The following is a 23,191-nucleotide window of genomic DNA, read 5'->3' on the forward strand; positions in this document are numbered from 1 at the left end:
TTTCAAACTTTGCGTTAAAAAAATCCGTGAAAATATACCAAATCAGCGTCATCCGCGTTCCATTTCTCAGATTTCTCCAATTTCTCAAATCTGTGTTCCAAAAAACTTCATTACAAAAGTAGCTTCTATCTTTAAATTGAAAACCTTACCTTTGCCGCTTAATTTTTTCTAAGCCCAAATTGTAATGCAAAAAGTACTCAACCTTTTCGATTTCAAACAAAAAGTAGATTATAAAACCGAAGTTTTAGCAGGTTTAACTGTTGCTATGACTATGATTCCAGAATCGTTGTCGTTTGCCATATTAGCTGGTTTTCCTCCTTTAGTTGGATTGTATGGTGCTTTTATCATGGGAATTATCACCGCTATTTTTGGTGGTCGTCCTGGTTTAATTTCTGGTGGTGCTGGTGCAACCGTAATCGTTTTGATTGCTTTAATGAATTCTCACGGTTTAGAATATGTCTTTGCAGCTGTGGCTATGGCTGGAATTATTCAAATTATAGTTGGTTTACTCAAATTAGGTAAATTCATCCGATTGGTGCCACAACCTGTAATGTTTGGTTTCGTAAATGGTTTAGCGGTAATCATTTTCATGTCGCAATTAGAACAATTTAAAACCATTGTTAACGGACAAAGTGAATTATTATCAGGTTCAGCCTTGTACATTATGGCTGGATTAGTGGCTTTAACTATTGCGATTATTCTTTTATTTCCAAAAATTACTAAAGCGGTTCCTGCTTCGTTAGTTGCGATTATTGTAGTTTTTGCGGTTGTACTAATTTTTAATATTGATACTAAACAAGTTGTGGATATTGCTTCTGTTAGTGGAAGCTTTCCTCCTTTTCATATTCCTGAAATTCCTTTTACGTTTGAAACCTTTAAAATCATTTTGCCTTATGGATTGATTATGGCTGCTGTAGGTTTAACAGAAGGTTTGTTAACATTAAATTTAGTAGACGAAATCACAAACACAAAAGGAAACAGCAACCGCGAATGTTTAGCACAAGGAACAGCCAACATAGCCAACGGATTTTTCTTTGGAATGGGTGGTTGCCCAATGATTGCTCAAACTTTAGTTAACTTATCTTCAGGTTCAAGAGCTAGATTATCTGGAATTGTGGCTGCTTTGACCATTTTAGCGATCATTTTATTTGGAGCACCAGTCATTGAATTATTACCTATGGCTGCTTTAACTGGAGTAATGATTATGGTTGCGATTGGAACCTTTGAATGGGCTAGTTTTAAAGCGTTTACCAAAATGCCAAAATCTGATATTTTTGTGATGTTGGTCGTGACTTTTGTTACCATTTTAATGCACAATTTAGCTTTAGCGGTTTTAATTGGAGTGATTATTTCGGCTTTGGTTTTTGCTTGGGAAAATGCCAAACGAATTCGTGCAAGAAAATATGTAGATGAAAATGGTGTGAAACATTACGAGATTTTTGGCCCTTTATTTTTTGGTTCTACAACTGCTTTTGCCGAAAAATTTGATGTACAAAACGACCCCAACGAAGTAATCATAGACTTTGCCGAAAGCCGAATTGCCGATATGAGTGCTATTGATGCTGTAAACAAAATAACCGAACGCTACGCAGCCGTAAACAAAGTAGTTCATTTAAAACACTTGAGTAATGATTGTGTAGAATTGCTTAAAAATGCCGAAGCGATTATAGATGTAAACATTATGGAAGATCCTACTTATAAGGTTGTTCCTGGTAAATAATTTTTTCGTTAATTCGAGTGATTTTTTTGTGTAATGCAATGAAACAAAAAATGTATCGAGAACCTTTATATAGAATAAGAAAGCTAAAAGTTAGAACTAATTTTTAGCTTTTTTTTGTTTTATGCGAAAAACCGTAATAATTGTGTGTTTTTTTATCTATTTATGTTAATTACATGAGATTAGAAACATTGTAATTCTCATTAATAAGCAGAATATTGCATGTAAATTAACCTAAAAGTAAAAGTTTAACCTTAAAAATTGTTGTATTTATTCTCTAAACTTGTTATTAGTTATTTCAAACGGCAATCTTAATAAAATATCTTTTATGTATTTAACTGTATCATGATTTAATCTACCTAATTTTTTTGAAGCTTTCCACTCAGAAATTCCATCATAAACACAATGTCTTATAAACGTTAAGTAACTATCTAAGTTCTTTAATTCTTGCCAATATGGGTGGAGTAAATTAATTATCACAAGTAATGTATTATTTTCAATTGATGATTCTATAAGTACGTAAGGCTCAAACTCTGAAACATTCCTAAAGAAAACTTTTATAAAAATAACATCCTCATCCTCTCCAATACTAACTTCAATAACAGGTTCATCATTCCTTTGAGTTGTTTCAATTAAATTCTGAAAAGAAGCAGTTATTGCTCTGTCATCAGGAATTATTTCGTTAAATAATTTATCTCTAATTTCACTTGATTTTAATTCGGATTCAAACAATGATAATGCTTCATATCTAATTGCATCAGAATTATCATCAACAACATTAAAGGATGAAACTCTAATATAACCTGCTAATGCTTTAGCATCAGCACATAATTCACCAAGTTTTAACTCTAATTCTTCTTCTTCATCATCTACCCAAAGAATATTATCTTTTGTATGACTTACCGCAAAACCATCCATAAATAATTCTCCAACTAATCTTTGATTAACTAAATCATTAGTCCCATCATCTCCAAAAATTGAAGAAGGTTTATAAGCAGATGGCCAACCTCTAATAATTCTATTATTTTGAATAATTGAAAAACCAGCATCTTTACGACTTCCTTTTGCTAAAACTCCTACCCAACCAGTAACAACTTTATTTTCACCAATTGTAAATGAAAGAGGTTTTTTATAGGGTTTTCCATCTTGCGTTATATAAAATCTACCCTCAAAACCTTTCCAACTAATATCTTCACCTTGCCATCTCAACAAAAGATTTATATTATCAAAATCAAATCTATATAAAGAAGAAAGGAATTCTTTAATTTTATTAATAGTTTTTCCATGATATTGTCTATTTAAATCTTGAATACAAATTTTAGTATAATGCTTTTCAGGAGATGAATCTATAATATCTGTGGGTAATTTAAAAACTCTCTCTTTAGCTATTTTATTTACATCAACTGTAACTTTATATGCTGAACTTTCTCCTAGCTTTTTAGTTTCAATAGTCCAAAAATTTCCAAACCAACATGCAGCTGTTTTTAAACCTAATCCATACTTTGATCTACCTTTATCATAATCTGGAGGTACTCCTATCATTAAAGCATTTCTTAATTCTTCACCAGACATCCCAATAGAATTATCAGATATTGTTATTGTATTATTTGTTCTATTGTAATTAATATCAACTGTCAACCTTTCACCATCTTTTCTAAGTTGCTCCTCTATTGCTGCTTGATTATTAAAATAAGCTTGAGTAGAATTATCTACAAATTCTGCAAGTGCATACCAAGGTGAATATGAGAGTCTTTTATAAGATAAAATGACTTCAATACCTACTTTTATTTCTATATCTTCCATAAAATACTATTTTACTAGGTGAATTTGTTTTTTGCTATTTAATATGACCTTATATCTTTTTATTGTCATATCTAAAGGAGGAATGTCCTCTAAATATTCTAAATAAGATTTATCTCCATACTCCATAAATCGCCACTCTTCAAATTCAAACCTATAATAAATTTTAACCTTGTCACCAGAATTATATCCCGCATTTTTGAAAAAATTACCATTATCAATTTCTAGAGCTCTTATTCTTTTATCGAAATTACAATAAGTAAAAGTACTATATTCTTGAGGAAATTCCCCTCCAATTCTGTATAAAAAATTTTCATCATCATCAACATATATTTGTAATGTTGCAAAATAACATTCATATTTTTGAAATTCATCATACCACGTAGGATGAATTCTATCTGAAATTAGCATAATTTTAGGTTGAGTGTTAATCAACATTTCTTTAAAACTGATTTGATTAAACATAGTTTTAACCTTAGAATTCACATAATCAGTTATTCCATCCACATCAGAATAATCACCTTCATAAAAGTTCTTAAGCTGTATATCAATATGATTAACACTATGATTTATTAATTCTACTTCAATAACGTACCACTCTGTATAATCATTTTTCCAAAGCAAAAAATCTGGTTTAGACTTTAATTTTTTGATATTTTTATGTGAAATGTTTTTATCATAATAAATGGCTGTATGATTTGGCAACAAAGCTTGAAACTTATATAATAAAATTCTTTGTAAAGTTATTTCGTCAAAATGTTTTGATGCTTTTAATTGATAGAACCATTTATTAAAAGTTACTGTATATATTTTATTTATAATCCAACCAACTGGTTTATATACTTGATGTCTGATTTCCAATATTTTTGGATTAAAAATACTTGCCATGTTAAATATTACTTATTTCAAAATCATATTTAGATAATTTCTCAAATCTTCCAATTGAACCTTTAATATATTCAATATTAGGCTCAACAGAAATCCATTTCCTATTAAGTCTTTCTGAAACTGCACCAGTTGTGTTACTTCCTCCAAATGGATCTAATACTAAATCATTTTCATCTGTTAAGAATTTAATAAAAAATTCTGGTAAAGCTTCAGGCATTCTTGCAGGGTGTGGTATTATATTTTTTTCAATGCAGTATTTTTGATAGCTAGTATTAGATTGTGTATTTGCTGCTGTAATAACATTCGAAGGGATAGCACCTTTATTATTAGTCAAAAACGATTTTTCTCCAATGTTATGTTCCGAAGGTCTAGAGCCAGAATTATACTTTTGACTTTTTAATAGGCTTTTCATTGACTTACTATATTCGGTCAAAACATTTCTATTATCAGCCTTTGGAAATGGAGTTTTACTCATCCACCAAAAATAAGTAAAAGAATCTTTTACTCTGTTTCTTTCTACATTAACCCATTGTGCAGGGCTTGGCAATTTTGCAGGATTATTCCATACAAATTGTTGACAGAGATGATATTCTCCCTTTTCTAAAAATGCTAATAAAGATTTTAATGCCAAGGTAGACATAACTGGTACACCAGATTCCCATGAATTTCCAACTTCTATGACAATTGAACCATTTTCTGCAAGAAATTCTCTAAATAAAATAGATAAACTTGAAAGCCAATCTATGTATTCCTCACCTTGTAAATTTCCATATTTTTTTTTCCTATTCAAAGGAAATGGTGGTGAAAAAAAAATTAAATTTATTTTACCTTTATATTTATCAAACTTTTTGGAAGTTAAAACCTTTTCAATCTTCCCTTTATAGAATATTCCGTTATCAGTTTTATATGCAATTTTCATGGATATAAAATTGATACATTTAAACGTATTAACCAAATTTATTTTTAAAATAATTGAAGATTACAAAAGTAACTAAGTCTGCTAAAACAGGTTTTATGCTATTTCTATGCTTAACCTATTTTTTTATGTTATTGTGAAATTGTTTTTACCTTATTAATTAAATTTTATCTTTCAAAGTTTTCTGTTTATTTGTCAATACCAGTCTTAAAAAAGACTCAACAAATCTTATCCCTCAAAAACAACAACCTTATCCAAAAACCCAACCTTCTTAAACCCAAGATTCTTTTGTATCCAATGCAAAGTCGCTTCTTGGTAAATAAAAATATGCGTTAAGTCATTTTTGTAATACCAATTTTCAAAAGGGGTTTGGTTGTTGTAGATTTCGGTTTTGCAAATTAGTTTCCCTTTTGGTTTTAGCATCTTTTGCAATTGTTGAAACTCTTTCAAAGGTTCTTTAAAATGTTCCATTACTTCACAACAAGTTATGTAGTCGTATTTTTGTTGCAATAATTCGGGTTTATTTTCAAAATACAAATCGTAATTTTCTACTTGGTAGTTTTGTTCCCGCAACAATTTGGCAATCACTGGTCCAGTTCCAGAACCAAAATCCAAACCTTTATCTTCAGCAGAAAAATGATCCAAAACAGCTTTCACCACAGGAAAAACAAACTTTTGATACCCTAAATCATTCACATCATTGTTGTGGTTTTCGTAATGAGCTTTTTCAGCAGTTGTATCTAGATGTGTATGTTTTGGTCTAAAAATGCCTTCACAAGTGTCACATTTGTAGAATAAATGATTGGGCTTTTCGCAAAAAACCGTAGCATTTTCGTTACATAAAGGACAGTTTATCATATATTTTTTTTTTACCACATAGGCACATAGGTTTCTTTGAGTATAGTCAGACGCTTTGCTTTTTATAGGTAACATAGCGATGTTTATATAAAAGATTTGCGAATTTGCGGTTAAATTTATTACACAAAGTTACTCAAAGTATGGCACAGAGTTTCGCTAAGTTTTTTTTAACCACATAGACACATAGGTTTCTATATATTGAATTGAGAAGCTTTGCTTTACATAGTTAAACATAGTTTCTTTGTGAACTTTGCGAAAAACTTTTACTCTTTGTGTGAAAATAAAAATCCGTGAAAATCTGCCAAATCAGCGTCATCTGCGTTCCATTTCTCACATTCCTCCAATTTCTCAAATCTGTGTTCCAAAAAACTACTCTTCCTCTTTCTTCACAACCTTCCTTGCAACTTCAATCTTATACTTCTTCCCTTTCATCTTCTCATCGCGAATGTTCTTCAAAAAATCATTCACTTTTCCATATTTCACAGCAGCAAATGAAATAAAATCCTTCACTTCAATTAAACCCAAATCCCCTTTTTCCAATTTCCCTTTTTGCGAAAAGAAACCTACAATGTCAAATTTATTCAACTTGTTTTTCTTTCCACCACTGATATAAATCGTCTGAAATTGCGGTGGTCTTGGCAATCTTGTCGTTTCGGTAACCACTAATTTTTCTAAACTATAATCGAAATAATCCAATTGCTTTTCACTTTCATGAATCAAGGCATAAGCCGTTCCAGAAGCTTGCATACGAGCGGTACGACCATTTCGGTGTGTAAATTCATCTTCTTTCAAAGGCAAATGATAATGAATCACATGTTTCATTTCTGGAATATCCAAACCACGAGCCGCTAAATCGGTTGTAATCAAATAACTCATACTTCCATTTCTAAACTGAATCAAAGCACGTTCTCGTTCCTCTTGATCCATTCCACCATGATAAAATGTAGCATAAATTCCTTTTTCGTTCAGCATATCACTAATGCGTTCCACAGCATCACGATGGTTGCAAAACACAATCGCACTTTCTCCTTTTAAAGTACAAATCAACTGAAAAAGGGTATTTATCTTATCTTTTTCTTTCGAAACGACCAATTTTATATCTAAATTCGAGTTTTCTTCTTCTTCCACAATAAAATCCAAAACCGTTGGATTCACAACTCGTGTGTATTTCGGAATTTCAATGCCAGCTGTAGCGGAAACTAAAACACGTTTATTCAATTTCGGCAAACGACCAATAATAAAAGACATTTCTTCATGAAAACCCAGTTGCAAAGACTTATCAAATTCGTCTAAAACTAAAGTCGTGATATTCTCCACCTCAAACGATTTTCTTTCCAAGTGGTCTTTAATTCTTCCTGAAGTTCCAATTAAAATCGCTGGTGGATTGCTTAAATTCTTAATTTCTGTATCCAATGAATGACCACCATAACAAATATTGACTTTATAATTCGTTCCCATTTTCTTCCAAACTTGTTCAATTTGCAATCCCAATTCTCGTGAAGGAACCAAAATTAAACACTGAACAGTATGGATATTTTCTTCCAAAAGTTGAAAAATAGGCATCAAAAAAGCCAAGGTTTTTCCAGAACCTGTTGGAGAAAGCAATAGAACGTTATTATCTTGAAGAATAGTAGTTTGCGCTACTTCTTGCATTTCATTTAGACTATCAATGCCTAAATTGACCAATAAATTAGTCGAATGGTGATTTGTATTCATTTGGCAAAGATAGGGTTTGAAATAGTAATTACGAATTAAGAATTACGAATTATGATATAATCCGTCACTTCGAGTGGTTTTTAAAATGAAAAACGCTAGTTTTTGATTTTGAAAATTGTATCGAGAAGTCGTGAACTGAAATCAATTTCCAAAGCAAAAGTTCTCGATACATTTTTGCTACATTTCATTCCACAAAAACACTCGAACTGACGAAAAAAAAATAAATCATCTTCTAAAAATCTGCGAATCTGTGGTAAAAAAAATCTATTTTTGAACTAATAAACTAAACATCATGCGTTACATATTTAAATTATTCTTTTTAATCTCATTTGTTTCCTATTCCCAAGAAAAATACCTGACACCTTTTGAAAAAGGAAACGGCAATCAATCCACGACTTATGAAGAATGTATTGCTTATTATCAAAAATTAGATAGTGCTTTTGAAACGATTTCTGTAAAAGAAATGGGTAAAACAGATAGTGGTGAACCGTTGCATATTGTGATTTTTAATCCAGATAAGCAATTTAGTTTTCCGCAAATCAATAAAGACAAAGCAGTAATTTTAGTCAACAATGGCATTCATCCAGGTGAACCAGACGGAATTGATGCTACCATGATGTTGATGCGTGATTTGGCTACCAAAAAAGTTTCCGTTCCAAAAAATACAGTTTTAGTTGCGATTCCAGTTTATAATATTGGTGGAAGTTTGAATCGAAATTCGTATTCAAGAGCCAATCAAAATGGTCCAGAAGAATATGGTTTTAGAGGAAATGCCAGAAACTATGATTTGAACCGTGATTTCATCAAAACAGATTCTAAAAATTCGAAGAGTTTTCAAGAGATTTTTCATTTGGTAAATCCAGATATGTTTATTGACAATCATGTGAGTAATGGAGCTGATTATCAATATACTTTCACTTGTATCGCTACACAACATCAACGTTTAGGTGGAAAATTAGGAGAATTTTATAAAACCGAAATGCATCCAGAAATCGTGAAAGATTTACAGAAAAAAGACATTGAAAGTGTGCCTTATGTAAACATTCACGGTGACAAACCAGACGAAGGTTTTGCGCAATTTATGGATACACCAAGATACGCAACAGGTTACACTACTCTATTCAACGCAATTGGTTCTGTACCTGAAACACATATGTTGAAAGATTTTGCCAGTCGTGTAAAAGTGACTTATGAATACATGGTTTCAAGTTTGAATTATGTGGATAAAAATTACAAGAAAATCAAAGCTCTAAAAGCTGAAAACTTAGAGAATTATAAAGTTGGAAATCTTTATCCTTTGCAATGGGAAATTGATTCCTCAAAAGTTTCTACTATTGTTTTTCAAGGTTACGAAGGTGATTACAAACCAAGTGATGTTTCTGGAAAACCAAGATTGTTTTATGACCGAGCAAAACCTTTTACCAAAAATATTCCGTTTTATAATGATTATAAAGCGACAAAAGAGGTTGTGATTCCAGGTTATTATGTAGTTCCAAAATCACAATGGACGATTTTAGAGTTGCTAAAAGTCAATCAAATTGAAATGACTGAAATCAAAAACGATACTGTAATTGAAGTCGAAAGTTATAAAATTGCAGATTATAAAACTTCTAAAAATCCTTATGAAGGACATTATGGACATTACAATACAGTTGTGACTTCAAGTCAAGAAAAAACAGGCTTTAGAAAAGGTGATTTCTTAATCAAAACCCAACAAAAAGGTGTGAAATATTTGTTAGAAACTTTAGAACCAGAAGCTGTTGACAGTTACTTCAACTGGAATTATTTTGATCCTATTTTACAACAAAAAGAATATTTTTCGGCTTATGTTTTTGAAGATTTAGCCAAAGAAATTTTAGATAAAAATCCGACTTTAAAAGCAGAATTTGAAGCTAAAAAGAAAAACGAAAAAGACTTCTCTCAAAACGGTGATTGGCAGTTAGATTGGATTTACAAACATTCTCCATATTACGAAAAAGCGCATTTGCAGTATCCTATTTATAGGATAAAATAATTTATAATATCAATTGTAAAACAATACTCTATGAAAAAAAATAAAATTTCGAAATGGATTTATATATCTATAGGTGGAATATTATTTTTTCTATTTAGTTTTACTATAATTTATAATTTGTTAATTCCAGATGTTTGTTATTATCACACTCATAAAATGAATTTAATAATGAATCTGTTTTACAGTGCAGGTCCAGCTGATAACGGTCATCCTGAACCTAATTTATTAAATTTTATATTTTCATTTTTTATTGGAGGTCTCTTAGGTAATGAATTATATAAATATAAAGAATGTAAGTGATTAAAATGCAGTTTATCTTGAAAAAGCACATTTGCAGTATCCTGTTTATATAATTAGGTAAATAAAAAAGTCTTTCTTTCGAAAGACTTTTTTTGTTATTCAAAGAATGTATTAAGCATCAATTGTTTTTAAAGATTTTATTTTAGCCAAAGCTCTTTCAATCATGGCTAATTGAGAAACTACAACTGTTTCGGTTGAAGCTGAAAAAGATTTATTATCTAATGCTTTTTTATACGTTGCAATTGCATATTGTTCTCCAGTCATACAAGCTTCGATAATAGCATCATTATCATGTCCTGTAATTAATGATTTAAAGTCAATCCAAACTCTGTGTACAGCACCTAAAGGTCCATCTGTAGCGTCTGTTGATTGTCCTAAATCTTTAACTTCATCTTGTAATTGAACAATCATTAGTGCTCTTTCTCTTGCAATAGATAGAAATTCAGTTTTTAGAGATTCATCTTCACAATTTTCGGCTGCATTGGTATAACCAACTTTTCCATCATCAAGAATTGAAATTAATCCATTTAAAATTTTTACGTTTTCTGTAGCTTTCATAGTTTTATTTTTTTGATTCTTTACAAATTTCAATAAAAAACTAGAGGAAACTGTTACAAAATTATAAGTATAAATTATAGAATATTAATGGTTATGTCCTTCGTGCATTTCTCCATTTTCCACTAAATCCATTTCACAAACTGGACATTTCCCTGGTGCATCATAGGTTTTTCCTTTTTCGCAATCCATTGGACAAGCATAACTTGCCATGTGCATTTCTCCAGCTTCATGATCATGACCAGCATGTTCGTCTGTAGCTTCAATAGTTGCCTCAGTTGTTGTTTCATCTTTAGCTTCTTCTTTACATGAAACAAATGATAATGTTGCGATTGCGAAAGCAAATAATACGATTGATTTTCTCATTTTTATATAGTTTAAATTAAAAATTTATTTTTTCCGTTTCAAACAACAATTTAATATTCTCATAAGAGTTTTCTAAAAGTGTTGGAATATCTTTTGGATTTATCCATTCCACTTTTTCAATTCCTTCTTCTTCTTGACCTTCTGGAGTTCCTTCAAAAGTAGAATTCATTTCATACCAAGTCGTAACTTTTAACTTATATCTACCATTACGTTTAAAAACATGATACGTTTTTTGTAATTTTTCAACTATGGATAAACCATTTATACCAGTTTCTTCTTCAACTTCTCGCATGGCTGTTTCTTCCATGGTTTCGTTTTTTTCAGTTCCACCTTTTGGCAAATCCCATTTTCCATTACGGAATATGAATAAAATCTCACCTTTTGCATTTTTTACTAATCCACCACCAGCTTTTACAACAGGAATTTTTGATTTCAATGTCTTTAACAACAAAGATTCATCAGGATGATATAAAAAGGCTTTTTGAATTTTATTTTGAAAAATTTTGACGATAAGTTTTTTAATATCAATGCTTTCCAAAAGAAATAATTGAAAATCGGTTTCTTTTTCGATTTTATTTGTTAAAAAAAGTGGCTTATCGTTCACAAAAACTTTATACATTTGCAATATGATTTTTAATAACAACACCGCACAGAAAACAGCCGAATTGCTTTTACAAATAAACGCAATTAAATTAAATACTGAAAATTATTTTAACTGGGCTTCAGGCTGGAAGTCTCCAATATATTGTGACAACCGATTGGTACTGTCTTTTCCTCCTATCAGAAATTATATTCGTGATGAATTTGCGAAACAAATTGAAAAACAATTTGGAAAACCAGATGTCATTGCAGGTGTTGCTACTGGTGCCATTGGAATTGGTATACTTGTTGCAGAAGAGCTGGGATTACCTTTTGTATATGTGAGACCAGAAGCTAAAAAACATGGAAGACAAAATCAAGTTGAAGGTTTTTTACAAAAAGGGCAAAGCGTTGTTGTTGTAGAAGATTTAATCAGTACAGGTGGAAGTAGTTTAATGGCTGTGGAAGCTCTTCGCAATGAAGGTGCAAACGTAAAAGGAATGGCTGCTATATTCACCTATGGATTTGATATTTCTAAAGACAACTTCAAAAAAGCCAACATTGATGTTTATACTTTAAGTGACTATAGTACACTTTTAAGCAAAGCTATTGAAAAGCAATACGTTAACGAAAAAGAAATGGAATCTTTAGTGGAATGGGCAAAAAGTCCATCAACTTGGAATCAAGAAAAATAAAAATATGAACTTAGAAAGTCCAAAAGTTACCGTAGAAAAATCAGCTCAATACTTATTTGAGCAATTATCTGATGTAAAGAATTTTGAAAAATTAATGCCCGAAAATATTGCTAAATTTGAAGTAATTGATGAAAATTGTTTCGAATTTGGTTTAAAAGGTATGCCTGAAATTAAATTAGTAAAAAAAGAATTCACTCCAAACTCGAAAATTGTTTTAGGAGCAGCTTCTAGTAAATTACCTTTTACCTTAACTGGAAATTTAACTGAAATTGAAGAAAATAAAACAGAAGTTCAATTACAATTCGAAGGAGAATTTAACCCAATGATGGCCATGATGATTAAAGGACCAATTGGAAAATTCATTGAAACGTTAGCTTCAAATATGGGGAAATTATAAAATATCCAGCTTTAAAAATCTAAAAGCCTTTTCAAATCGAAGAGGTTTTTTTATGTTTAACACACAAAGAATAAAGTTGTACCTTTGCACAAAATTAGTACTATGAATTCTTTTTCCGACTTTGATTTACCAAAATCCCTACAAAAAGCATTGGATGAGCTTGGTTTTGAAACACCTACTCCTATTCAAGCCAAAGCCTACAAAGTTATACTTTCAGGTAGAGATGTTATGGGAATAGCTCAAACTGGAACAGGAAAAACATTTGCTTATCTTTTACCAATTCTAAAACAATGGAAATTTGTAGCGGACTTACATACTCCAAGAGTAGTAATTTTAGTTCCAACACGTGAATTAGTAGTTCAAGTTGTGGAAGAAATAGAAAAATTAACCACTTACATGAATATCCGAACTTTAGGAATTTATGGTGGTGTAAACATAAATACACAAAAAACTTCAGTTTATACAGGAACAGATATTTTAGTAGCCACTCCTGGTCGAATTATGGATTTAGCTTTGGATAATGTGGTTCGTTTTGATACGCTTCAAAAATTAGTCATTGATGAGTTTGATGAAATTCTAAATTTAGGTTTCAGAACACAGTTGACAGCTATTTTATCGATGATGCGAACCAAAAAGCAAAACATCCTATTTTCTGCAACCATGACAGAGGAAGTAGATGAATTGTTAGAAGAATATTTTGATTTTCCTCAAGAAGTTTCGTTGGCTCCAAGTGGAACTCCATTGGAACAGATTAGTCAATACATTTATAGTGTTCCAAATTTCCTTACGAAGTTGAACATTTTAAAACACATTTTAGAAAGCGATGAAACTACTACTCGAATTTTAATTTTCATTAATAGCAAACGTATTTCTGAATTAGTAGATGACTTTTTAGAAGAATATTTTCCAGGTCAATTTGGAGTAATTAATTCCAATAAAACCCAAAATTATCGTTTGAATACGATGGAAAGTTTTCAAAGTGGTGAATTACGAGGTTTGATTACCACTGATATTATGGCTCGTGGTTTGGATATCACTGATATTACTCATGTTTTCAATTTACAATTTCCTGATGAACCAGAACGCTATATTCACCGTATTGGACGAACTGGTCGTGCTGACAAGGAAGGTGTTGCGATAAGTTTTATTGCTCCAAAAGAAGAAGAAATGCTTTTAGAAGTAGAAACTTTAATGAATCAAGAAATTGAAGTTTTAGAAATTCCAGAAGGTGTTGTTGTTGAAGAACGTAAATTGGAGTTCGAAAAAGACAAGGTCAAAATGAAAGTGAAAAAGAAGAAAGCTGATGAAGAAAGAGGAGCTTCTTTTCACGAAAAAAGTGATAAAAACAAGAAAGTTAATTTGGGTGGACCAGGAAAACGTTATAAAAAAGTTTCAGGTTCAACCAATCGAAATATGGAACGCAAACGTGCTGCTAAAAGAAAGAAGAAATAGTTTTTAGTGTTCAGTAATTAGTTGGCAGAAAGCAGATTTTAGATTTTCTGACATTAGATTTTCAGATAAAAAAATATGAATTGCCATTCAGCTTTAGCCAAAAATTATTTTTTTGTAATTGATATTGCTCTTGAATTTTGTAATTGATTTTTTATTAAGTACTTTTGAAAAATTAAATTTTTGATGCAATTTAAACACCCAGAAATTCTATACTTTCTTTTTTTATTGGTAATCCCAATTATCGTTCACTTATTCCAATTAAGACGATTTAAAAAAGAGTATTTCACGAATGTCAAATTGCTGAAAGAGCTCCAAATTCAAACCCAAAAAAGTTCTACTATTAAAAAATGGTTGCTTCTTGCGACTCGTTTATTATTGCTTGCTGTTTTAATTATTGCTTTTGCTCAACCTTTCTTTAAAGGAAAAGAGGATAACAAAAAGAATAACGAATTGGTTATTTTACTAGACAATTCTTTTTCGATGCAAGCCAAAGGAAATAAAGGAGAATTATTAAAAAGAGCTGTTCAAGAATTGATTGAAGAAACTCCTGAAACCAAAACGTTGTCTTTATTGACAAGCAATGATGTTTTTTGGGACACTGACATCAAATCCATTCAAAAAGAATTGTTGAATTTAAAATACAGCGGAACACCTTTTGAAATAGACAATCTTATTACGAAAGTGCAAGCTAAAAAACCAAACACTTCAATTGATTATGTCATTATTACTGATGCAATTAATGTAGAATCAAAGAAAATAACATCACTTTCTGAAGTAAACTCCCTTTATTTTATGGATGCCATTGCTCAAAATAAGAATAATGTGAGTATTGAAAATGTAACACTTTCTCAAAACTTAGATCAATTTTATGAAATAAAAGTCACGCTAAAATCATTTGGTGAACAAGAAAACGGAATACCACTTTCTATAGTAAATGGCAATAAAAGTGTTGGAAAAACAATTGTAAATTTCAAAGAAAACGAACAAACAGTTGTCTTTACTTTACCTAAAACGGATCTTCATGGCTATGCCCAAATTCAAGATAAAGGATTGAATTATGACAACACATTTTATTTTAGCATCGAAAAACCAAAGAAAATTAAGGTTACAGCAATAGGAAATGCTGACAAAAATGCGTTTCTATCTAAAATTTATACTTCCGATGAATTTGATGTAACCAATTATTCCATTTCAGAAATTAATTATAGTGAACTTGAAAATCAACATACAATCATTTTGAATGAATTAGATGAAATACCAAGTTCATTGGCTACGAATTTAAGTGATTTTTATGCCAAAGGTGGGAATGTAATTATTATTCCTTCTTCAACTATTTCAGTAGATAAATTGAATAGTTTGACCAATAAAATTGGAAATACAAATTTTACAACTTTACAAAATCAAGAAAAGAAAATCACAAAAATTAGTTTTTCGCATCCATTGTATCAGAATGTGTTTGAGAAAAAAGTCACGAATTTTCAATATCCAGAAGTCAAACAAAGTTTTGCTTTAGCTTCAAAAGGATTACCTGTTTTACAATTTGAAGATGGAAGTCCGTTTTTGCAATCCACAAGCAATCAAGTGGGAAGTATTTATACCTTTTCTGCTCCAATTAACAAACAAAATTCCAACTTTCAGAATTCACCTTTAATTGTTCCAACGTTTTATAATATGGCTCAAACCAAAGGCAATTCAGGTAAATTATCTCACTTAATTGGAGAAAACGAAGTGGTTTTAATTGATGCCATTACCAGTAAAGATGAAGTAGTTTCCATTCAAAATGAAGAAGAAAGTTTTATTCCCATGCAACAAGTTTTGAATACTAAAATCAAATTATCATTAGGAGATTTACCAGCTAATTCAGGAAATTTTGCCATTGAAAAGAAAGAACAAAATCTAAAAAACATAAGTTTCAATTATACACGAAGTGAAAGCGATTTAGGTCAGAAAAACGAAACCACTTTTAAAGATTTTATCAAAGTAAATGATATTTCAACCGTTTTCAACGAAATTGAATCCTCAAGAAGTTCAAAAGATCTTTGGAAATTGTTTGTTATCTTAGCTTTAGTCTTTTTGATATCAGAAATGTTGATTCAGAAATTCGTGAAGTAAATTGAAAGATTTGAAAATTATAAAATTGAAAGATTTAAAAACTTAGTTACTTAGCAACTTAGTTACTCTTAAACTCTGAAAAAAATGAAAAATGTTATATTAAAACAAGTAACCATAATTGATGCTGAAAGTAAATTTCACAATCAGAAAATGGACATAACCATTGAAAATGGAAAAATAACTTCCATTGACAAAACAGCCAAAAATGCTAAAAACTTAGAAGAAGTTTCTTTGGGTAATCTTCATGTTTCGCAAGGTTGGTTTGATTCTTCAGTGAGTTTAGGAGAACCCGGTTTTGAAGATAGAGAGACTATTGCTAATGGATTAAATGTGGCTGCAAAAAGCGGTTTTACAGATGTGGCTTTACAACCTAACTCCTATCCTATTTTGGATAATCAATCAGCTATTTCTTTTGTGAAGAATAAATCGAATGGTTTTGCTACGAATTTACATCCCATTGGAGCTTTGACTAAAAATAGTGAAGGTGAAGATTTAGCCGAATTATTTGACATGAAAAACGCTGGAGCAATAGCTTTTGGTGATTATAACAAGTCCATGGATAAAGCCAATATTCAGAAAATTGCACTTCAATATGTGCAAGATTTTGATGGTTTAGTGATTTCTTTTTGCCAAGAAAAAACCTTGAAAGGAAATGGTGTTATGAACGAAGGAATTGTAAGTACTAAACTAGGTTTAAAAGGAATTCCAGCTATGGCAGAAGAAATTGATTTGATTCGAAATCTTTCTATTTTAGAATATACTGGTGGAAAAATGCATGTTCCAACTATTTCTACAGCAAAATCGGTTGCTTTAATCAAAGAAGCTAAAAAGAAAGGTTTAAATGTAACTTGTAGCGTTTCGGTACATCATTTGACTTTGAACGAAACGGTTTTAGAAGGTTTTGATTCGAGATATAAAGTTGCTCCACCATTACAAACGGAAACCAATAGAAAAGCTTTACTAAAAGGAATTACCGATGGAACGATTGACATGATAACTTCAGATCATAATCCAATTGACATTGAACATAAAAAATTAGAATTCGATTTAGCAAAAAACGGAACAATTGGTTTAGAAGCAGCTTTTGGCATGTTACAAAATGTACTTCCAACTGAAGTTATTATTGAAAAATTGACTAACGGAAAAACAGTTTTTGGATTAGAAAAAAACAAGATTGAAGTTGGGCAAAAAGCTTGTTTAAGTTTATTCAATCCAAACGAAAAATCAACTTTTACCAAAGAAAACATCCTTTCAAAATCTAAAAATTCAGCGTTTTTAGGACAAACTTTAAAAGGAAAAGTGTACGGAATTTACAACAATGGAAAATTAGAAGTATAATGGAAGATTTTAACGACATCAACAAAGGAAAGAATATTGCAATCGTTAGTTATTTAACAATTATTGGAAGTGTAATTGCAATTTTAATGAACAATGAAGATAAATCGGAGTTTGCTAGTTTTCATATTAGACAAGCATTAGGACTTAATTTTTTATTTATAATGTTGTCTTATATTGTTGGAGGATTTGATAGTTGGATGATAAGCATTTCTTTTTGGATTTTTATGCTTGCTCTTTGGATTTATGGTTTTATGGGAGCCTTAAACGGAGAAAAAAAAGAAACACCAATTGTTGGAAAATTTTTCCAAAATATTTTTAAAAGCCTATAATTTATGTCATTACATCATTTAGTTAGAGAACCGAAAGTTAAATTAGATAAAAATCCAGCTATCATTTTACTACATGGTTATGGAAGTAACGAAGAAGATTTATTTTCTTTTGCTACTGAATTACCTGAAGAGTATTACGTAATTTCTGCTCGTGCACCTTATGATATGATGTATGGAGCTTATGCTTGGTATGCCATTAATTTTGATGCTGATGAAAATAAGTTTTCCGATTTAGATCAAGCTAGAAGTTCAAGAGATTTGATTGTTGATTTTATAGATGAGTGTGTTTCAAAATATGCTATTGATGCCGAACAAGTTACTTTAATTGGGTTTAGTCAAGGTGCTATTTTGAGTAGTGCTGTGGCTTTATCTTATCCTGAAAAAGTAAATCGTGTTGTAGCTTTGAGTGGTTATTTGAATACTGAAATTGCTACTGAAGACTATTTAAAAAATAATATTACTAAAGTGAAATTCTATGTTTCTCACGGAACAGTTGATCAAGTAATTCCGGTTGATTGGGCAAGAAAAACCAAACCAGTATTAGAAAATTTAGGCATTGATGTAGTTTATAAAGAATATCCTATTGGACATGGAGTTTCACCACAAAACTTTTATGATTTTAAAGATTGGTTATTGAAAAATTAATTATTGTTCTTGAACATCAGAACCTACAACAGGTTTTATTGCTGTTTCAGCTGCTCTAAAAATAATTGAATCATTAATTGCTAAAGTGTAACCTGATTTTACCGAAAGTTTGTAGTTATCTTCAATGAAATCATCATCAATGGTATTTCTAGAAAAAAAGATTGATTTTGGTAATTCTTGTAAAAAAACTTCTGCATGTAATTTTTCTTCACTTAAAAGCACATAAGCACTTTTTGAAGGTTCAAGATTAGATAAATCATTTATAGGATTTAATCTAAAACCTTCATCAACAACACGTATACAATCGTCTTTTATAACAGACCATTTATAACCTGCTTCTTTAACACAACCGTTTTTGTCCTTTTCAATAGGTATTCCTAATTCTGGTACAGAATCTATTTTAACTGTTGCATTATTCTCTTTTTTCTTCAATACATAATCGCAAGAAGTCAATGCTAAAAACAACAGAAATAAGGAAAGTAACTTCTTCATGATTAAAAATTGAATGCTAAATTTAGTAAAAAAAATAATAGGTCAATTGATTTTTTATAAAGTAGCCTCAAATAAAACTGTATCGATAGTTTCAAATTCTGTAGGTTTGTCATCCATAATAAAATATTTTAAAAGAACTTCACCCCAAATTTTACCGTTAGAATATTCAGCAATTACCCAACGGTGATTTACCAATTTAATTCTAGTAACTAAAAAAGGTTTATCGTCAATCATGTCATAAGGAATTAAAGGATTTCCACCTTTAGTTGCATTCAATGCATTGATATCATTATTAACTCTTTCAATTACTTTAGTATAATCAATGTTTTTGTTATAAAAATATTCTTGTGCATTATCATTGTTTTTTAAGTCAAATGAATTTTCTAAAACTAATGATTTAATTGAATCACGAGAGGTTTTTAAATATCTTTTAGAATCAACAATTTGTTTTTCTTTTGCATCTAAAATCTTATTAGAATTAACATATTGAAAGATATTAATCAATAAAGAAAAAATGAATAAGTATAAAATTGTGTTTTTCATAAGAGTTGAATTTATTGTATTTTAATTTCTAAATTATCGTAAGCTAAATAAACGTTTTCTGGAAGTTTTTGTTGTACTTCTTCATGAAATCCTAACAAGTGACTAATGTGAGTCAAATAGGCTGTTTTTGGTTGCACCAAATGTATAAAATCTAAAGCTTCTTTTAAACTAAAATGTGTGTTGTGCTCTTCTTCGCGTAAAGCATTAATAACTAAAACTTTGACACCTTTTATTTTTTCAATTTCAGATTCTTCAATCGTTTTAACATCTGTCAAATAGGCAAAATCATCAATTCTATATCCAAAAACTTGCAAGCTTCCATGCATGGCATTTATAGGAATAATAGTTTTCTCTTTGATTTGAAAGTTTTGATTAACAACCACTTCATTTTTTAAAACTGAAGGTGCTCCTGGATATTTATTTTCATCCAAAAAAATATAATCAAAACGTTTTTCTAAATTTTTAAGAACACGTTGATGTGCAAAAACAGGAATATTTCCTTGTCGAAAGAAAAAAGGACGAATATCATCCAAACCTGAAGTATGGTCTGCATGCTCATGCGTAAATAAAATAGCATCAAGTTGAGTGCATTTTGAAGTCAACATCTGTTGCCTAAAATCTGGACCACAATCAATTACAACTGAAAAATCTTTATCTTGTATCCAAACAGAAACACGTAACCTTTTATCCTTTAAATCTGTACTCAAACAAACAGAATGATTGCTACCAATTACTGGTATTCCTTGAGATGTACCTGTTCCTAGAAAATAGACCTTCAATTTGTTATTTTTATGTAAAAATAATCAAAAAAAAATGATTAAATAATTACCTTTGTAAAACAAATCACTATAAAAAAACAATTGTGACTGAAATTAAATTAAGAGGAGATAAAGAAATTGAGCAAATTCCTTCATTAAAAGATAAGGCATTGCGTATAAATCTGAATGAAAACATTTATGGAACCTTTGCTGAGATTGGTGCAGGACAAGAAACTGTTCGTCACTTTTTTAGAGCTGGTGGTTCTTCAGGAACAATTGCAAAAGCAATGTCTGCTTATGATAAAGATTTTAGTGATGCAATCTATGGTGAAGAAATAGATGGTCGATATGTTACAGAAAGTCGTCTTCGTAAAATGCTTAAACACGAAACGGAACTTATAGAGCAACGTTTAAAGCGTGAAACACATCCAAACAAATTGTTTTTTAGTTATGCCAATACTGTAGCAACTATTGATTTTGCCAAAAAATTTAAAGGTCACGGTTGGGTTGGAATTAATTATCAAGTAGAACCAAACGAAGAGTATAACGAAATTATTTTGCACATTCGTTTCAAAGAAACAGATGCTCGTTTACAACAAGAGACTCTTGGAGCTTTAGGTGTAAATTTAATTTACGGAGCTTTTTATAAGTATGATGACCCTAAAAAGTTATTACGTTATTTATATGACCATCTAGATAAAGACCAATTAGAAATTGATTCTGTTAACTTTTCTGGACCTCGTTTTGAAAATGTAGATAACCGTTTGATGAGTTTACAATTGGTTAAAAATGGGATGACTGATGCCGTAATGTTTAACCCAGAAGGAAAGAACATTTTGCCAGCAGCTGTTTTATACAAAAAGAACATTCTTGCCTTAAGAGGAAGTTTTAGACCAGTTACTAAAGTAAATATGAATATGTATAAACGTTCTTATGAAATGTTTATACAAGAAAATAAAGTTGACAAAGACAATACCTATGTGATTTTTGAAATTACCTTGTCTAACTTACGATCTGAAGGAGAAATTGACGAACGTGACTTTATGGATAGAGCTGAATTGCTTTGTTCATTAGGACAAACTGTAATGATTTCTAATTTCCAAGAATACTATAAAGTGGTTGAATACTTCTCAAGTTTCACTAAAGCTCGTATGGGATTAGCAATGGGTGTAAATAATCTTGTAGATATTTTTGATGAAAAATATTACCGTCATTTGAGTGGTGGAATATTAGAAGCTTTTGGAAAATTATTCTATAGAGATTTGAAAGTCTATTTATACCCAATGGAAGGTGAAGATGGAGAAATTATCAACTCACAAAACTTAAAAGTTCATCCACGTATGAAAGAGTTATACAAATTCTTTGCTTACAATGGAAAAGTAGTTGATATAGAAACTTATGATAAGAAAAATCTAAAAATATTCTCGAGAGAAGTTTTAAAACAAATTTGTGCCAATGAACCTGGATGGGAAGAAAACGTTCCAGAAGGTGTTCCTGAATTGATTAAAAAAGATAACCTTTTTGGATTTTTAAATCATTGTGAAACAAGAGACTAACAAAACATATTTATAAAAAAAGAATAAAGTTCTCAACCACTAAGTTGAGAACTTTTTTTATATATTTGAATAAAATATTTAGCAATAGCGACGGTCCATCTAATATGGAATTAAAAGTGTAAGTTATTTCGAATATAAAATAATTAGTGGAAATTTTAACCAAACTAAGAATGACAAACATTCCAATTTCAAAATCTGACCCTTTTACCAAAAAATTCAATCTTGAATGGGAATCTTTGGCTGGAAATGAATTTTATGAAAAAGTTCTGAATGGGACTATCAATATGGTTTCAACTAAACCAGACATTAATAGACTTTTTCTAACAGTAAACCATTTAGAAGGAAAAGATTATCTGATTTTAAGACATCCGAGCAAAGATTATATGCTTGATATTGGGGACAAATTTTATGTCCTATTTGAAAATAACGAGGTTCTGGAATTTGAAATAGAAAAAAAATCTTTTCATTTATACAACAGTTTAAACGACACCTACAAACAAGTTTACGAAAACAGAATTTTATTATACAAAGAGGACTTGGAAAGTTTATCTCATAACCTAATAAAAGACTGGAGAATATTGTGTTCTGGAAATAGAAAAATTGAGGGAATGAGGAGCTTCGGAAATCGACACAATTACGAGAATAAAGAAAACTTGCAAATAGCTTTAAAAAAGCTATTCGTTGATTTCAATAAAATAGTGAACGGAATTGAAAATTATAAACCAGTATCAAAACTTGATTTTATAAACGAAGTGAGTTTAACAGAGGTTTGTCACTTATATTTAATGAATGACTTATCGAATGGATATTATAAAATCGGAATTTCAAATAATCCAGAATATCGAGAAAAAACTTTACAAAGCGAAAAACCTACAATTGAACTAATAACCTCGAAGGGATTTTCTAACCGAAAAATTGCTTCGGCTTTTGAGAGTTCATTGCATAAATCGTATGAAAATAAAAGATTGAGAGGAGAATGGTTTGAGCTAACAGAGAGAGAAATAGCTGAAATTAAAGAAATAATGAAATAAAAACTGCGCAGAACAACGTGTAATGCTCATTGCTGCTGAATTACTAATCGGAATTCATCGTAATTAGCTTTCTTAGTTCTGTATCGCAAAATCATTACCAATTTTCTGCAACGAGTCATACTCAAAACAAAACG

Annotated in this window: 23 protein-coding genes; 12 read left to right on the top strand and 11 right to left on the bottom strand. The window is 30.4% G+C overall.

What is annotated here, in order from left to right; genetic code table 11:
* Positions 1–184: 184 nt before the first annotated feature.
* Positions 185–1,720, top strand: coding sequence for a SulP family inorganic anion transporter (locus ACFO3U_RS12310; protein WP_379742828.1), 1,536 nt, complete (start codon positions 185–187; stop codon positions 1,718–1,720).
* Between the two features lie 267 nt (positions 1,721–1,987).
* Here ACFO3U_RS12310 and ACFO3U_RS12315 read toward each other — a convergent pair whose 3' ends face one another.
* From ACFO3U_RS12315 to ACFO3U_RS12335, 5 genes are all read right to left on the bottom strand, one after another.
* A complete protein-coding gene (locus ACFO3U_RS12315) occupies positions 1,988–3,520 on the bottom strand; it encodes an ATP-binding protein (protein ID WP_379742831.1) in 1,533 nt (510 codons plus the stop codon).
* 6 nt (positions 3,521–3,526) lie between these two features.
* Entirely contained in the window at positions 3,527–4,405 is an 879-nt protein-coding gene (locus tag ACFO3U_RS12320; protein ID WP_379742834.1) for a hypothetical protein, read from the bottom strand.
* Between the two features lies 1 nt (position 4,406).
* Entirely contained in the window at positions 4,407–5,324 is a 918-nt protein-coding gene (locus tag ACFO3U_RS12325; protein WP_379742837.1) for a DNA-methyltransferase, read from the bottom strand.
* 225 nt (positions 5,325–5,549) lie between these two features.
* A complete protein-coding gene (locus tag ACFO3U_RS12330; protein ID WP_379742840.1) occupies positions 5,550–6,179 on the bottom strand; it encodes a class I SAM-dependent methyltransferase in 630 nt (209 codons plus the stop codon).
* Positions 6,180–6,548: 369 nt separating this feature from the next.
* Positions 6,549–7,895: a DEAD/DEAH box helicase gene (locus ACFO3U_RS12335; RefSeq protein ID WP_379742843.1), complete on the bottom strand. Its 1,347-nt coding sequence runs from the start codon at positions 7,893–7,895 to the stop codon at positions 6,549–6,551.
* A 292-nt stretch (positions 7,896–8,187) separates the two neighbouring features.
* Between ACFO3U_RS12335 and ACFO3U_RS12340 the strand changes: the two genes are divergently transcribed.
* Both ACFO3U_RS12340 and ACFO3U_RS12345 read left to right on the top strand, forming a co-directional pair.
* Positions 8,188–9,909, top strand: coding sequence for a M14 family zinc carboxypeptidase (locus tag ACFO3U_RS12340; protein ID WP_379742846.1), 1,722 nt, complete (start codon positions 8,188–8,190; stop codon positions 9,907–9,909).
* Positions 9,910–10,077: 168 nt separating this feature from the next.
* On the top strand, positions 10,078–10,209 hold the full coding sequence (locus tag ACFO3U_RS12345) for a hypothetical protein (protein ID WP_379742850.1): 132 nt from the start codon (positions 10,078–10,080) through the stop codon (positions 10,207–10,209).
* A 111-nt stretch (positions 10,210–10,320) separates the two neighbouring features.
* Here ACFO3U_RS12345 and ACFO3U_RS12350 read toward each other — a convergent pair whose 3' ends face one another.
* The 3 genes from ACFO3U_RS12350 to ACFO3U_RS12360 form a co-directional block, all read right to left on the bottom strand.
* Positions 10,321–10,767, bottom strand: coding sequence for a ferritin-like domain-containing protein (locus ACFO3U_RS12350; RefSeq protein WP_379742853.1), 447 nt, complete (start codon positions 10,765–10,767; stop codon positions 10,321–10,323).
* 84 nt (positions 10,768–10,851) lie between these two features.
* Positions 10,852–11,130 carry a heavy metal-binding domain-containing protein gene (locus tag ACFO3U_RS12355; RefSeq protein ID WP_379742856.1) on the bottom strand — a complete coding sequence of 93 codons (279 nt, stop codon included), beginning with the start codon at positions 11,128–11,130 and terminating at the stop codon, positions 10,852–10,854.
* Positions 11,131–11,146: 16 nt separating this feature from the next.
* A complete protein-coding gene (locus ACFO3U_RS12360) occupies positions 11,147–11,749 on the bottom strand; it encodes an NUDIX hydrolase (protein ID WP_379742859.1) in 603 nt (200 codons plus the stop codon).
* 7 nt (positions 11,750–11,756) lie between these two features.
* Between ACFO3U_RS12360 and pyrE the strand changes: the two genes are divergently transcribed.
* From pyrE to ACFO3U_RS12395, 7 genes are all read left to right on the top strand, one after another.
* The gene (pyrE, locus tag ACFO3U_RS12365) at positions 11,757–12,404 is read left to right on the top strand and encodes an orotate phosphoribosyltransferase (RefSeq protein WP_379742862.1); all 648 of its coding nucleotides are present in this window, start codon (positions 11,757–11,759) and stop codon (positions 12,402–12,404) included.
* Positions 12,405–12,408: 4 nt separating this feature from the next.
* Entirely contained in the window at positions 12,409–12,801 is a 393-nt protein-coding gene (locus tag ACFO3U_RS12370) for an SRPBCC family protein (RefSeq protein WP_379742865.1), read from the top strand.
* A 102-nt stretch (positions 12,802–12,903) separates the two neighbouring features.
* Complete coding sequence (locus ACFO3U_RS12375) at positions 12,904–14,253, top strand: DEAD/DEAH box helicase (RefSeq protein ID WP_379742868.1); 1,350 nt, start codon at positions 12,904–12,906, stop codon at positions 14,251–14,253.
* A 183-nt stretch (positions 14,254–14,436) separates the two neighbouring features.
* Positions 14,437–16,365, top strand: coding sequence for a BatA domain-containing protein (locus ACFO3U_RS12380; RefSeq protein ID WP_379742871.1), 1,929 nt, complete (start codon positions 14,437–14,439; stop codon positions 16,363–16,365).
* Positions 16,366–16,449: 84 nt separating this feature from the next.
* Positions 16,450–17,703, top strand: a complete 1,254-nt coding sequence (locus tag ACFO3U_RS12385) for a dihydroorotase (RefSeq protein WP_379742874.1) — start codon at positions 16,450–16,452, stop codon at positions 17,701–17,703.
* Positions 17,703–18,032, top strand: a complete 330-nt coding sequence (locus ACFO3U_RS12390) for a DUF4870 domain-containing protein (protein ID WP_379742877.1) — start codon at positions 17,703–17,705, stop codon at positions 18,030–18,032. Before ACFO3U_RS12385 ends, ACFO3U_RS12390 begins: the two co-directional genes overlap by 1 nt.
* A 3-nt stretch (positions 18,033–18,035) precedes the next feature.
* Entirely contained in the window at positions 18,036–18,677 is a 642-nt protein-coding gene (locus ACFO3U_RS12395; protein WP_379742880.1) for an alpha/beta hydrolase, read from the top strand.
* On the opposite strand, the gene ACFO3U_RS12400 is transcribed toward ACFO3U_RS12395, so the two are convergent.
* From ACFO3U_RS12400 to ACFO3U_RS12410, 3 genes are read right to left on the bottom strand one after another with little or no spacing between them, the layout of a single operon-like run.
* A complete protein-coding gene (locus ACFO3U_RS12400; RefSeq protein ID WP_379742883.1) occupies positions 18,678–19,169 on the bottom strand; it encodes a hypothetical protein in 492 nt (163 codons plus the stop codon).
* Positions 19,170–19,223: 54 nt separating this feature from the next.
* Entirely contained in the window at positions 19,224–19,712 is a 489-nt protein-coding gene (locus tag ACFO3U_RS12405) for a hydrolase (protein WP_379742886.1), read from the bottom strand.
* Between the two features lie 11 nt (positions 19,713–19,723).
* A complete protein-coding gene (locus tag ACFO3U_RS12410) occupies positions 19,724–20,491 on the bottom strand; it encodes an MBL fold metallo-hydrolase (RefSeq protein ID WP_379742889.1) in 768 nt (255 codons plus the stop codon).
* Positions 20,492–20,571: 80 nt separating this feature from the next.
* Here ACFO3U_RS12410 and ACFO3U_RS12415 point away from each other — a divergent pair, with 80 nt between their 5' ends.
* Positions 20,572–22,026, top strand: a complete 1,455-nt coding sequence (locus ACFO3U_RS12415) for a TonB-dependent receptor (RefSeq protein WP_379743521.1) — start codon at positions 20,572–20,574, stop codon at positions 22,024–22,026.
* Between the two features lie 170 nt (positions 22,027–22,196).
* Positions 22,197–23,057, top strand: a complete 861-nt coding sequence (locus ACFO3U_RS12420; protein WP_379742893.1) for a GIY-YIG nuclease family protein — start codon at positions 22,197–22,199, stop codon at positions 23,055–23,057.
* The last annotated feature ends 134 nt before the right edge of the window (positions 23,058–23,191 follow it).

The organism is Flavobacterium ponti, from assembly GCF_042652765.1.
Taxonomy (GTDB): Bacteria; Bacteroidota; Bacteroidia; order Flavobacteriales; family Flavobacteriaceae; genus Flavobacterium; species Flavobacterium ponti.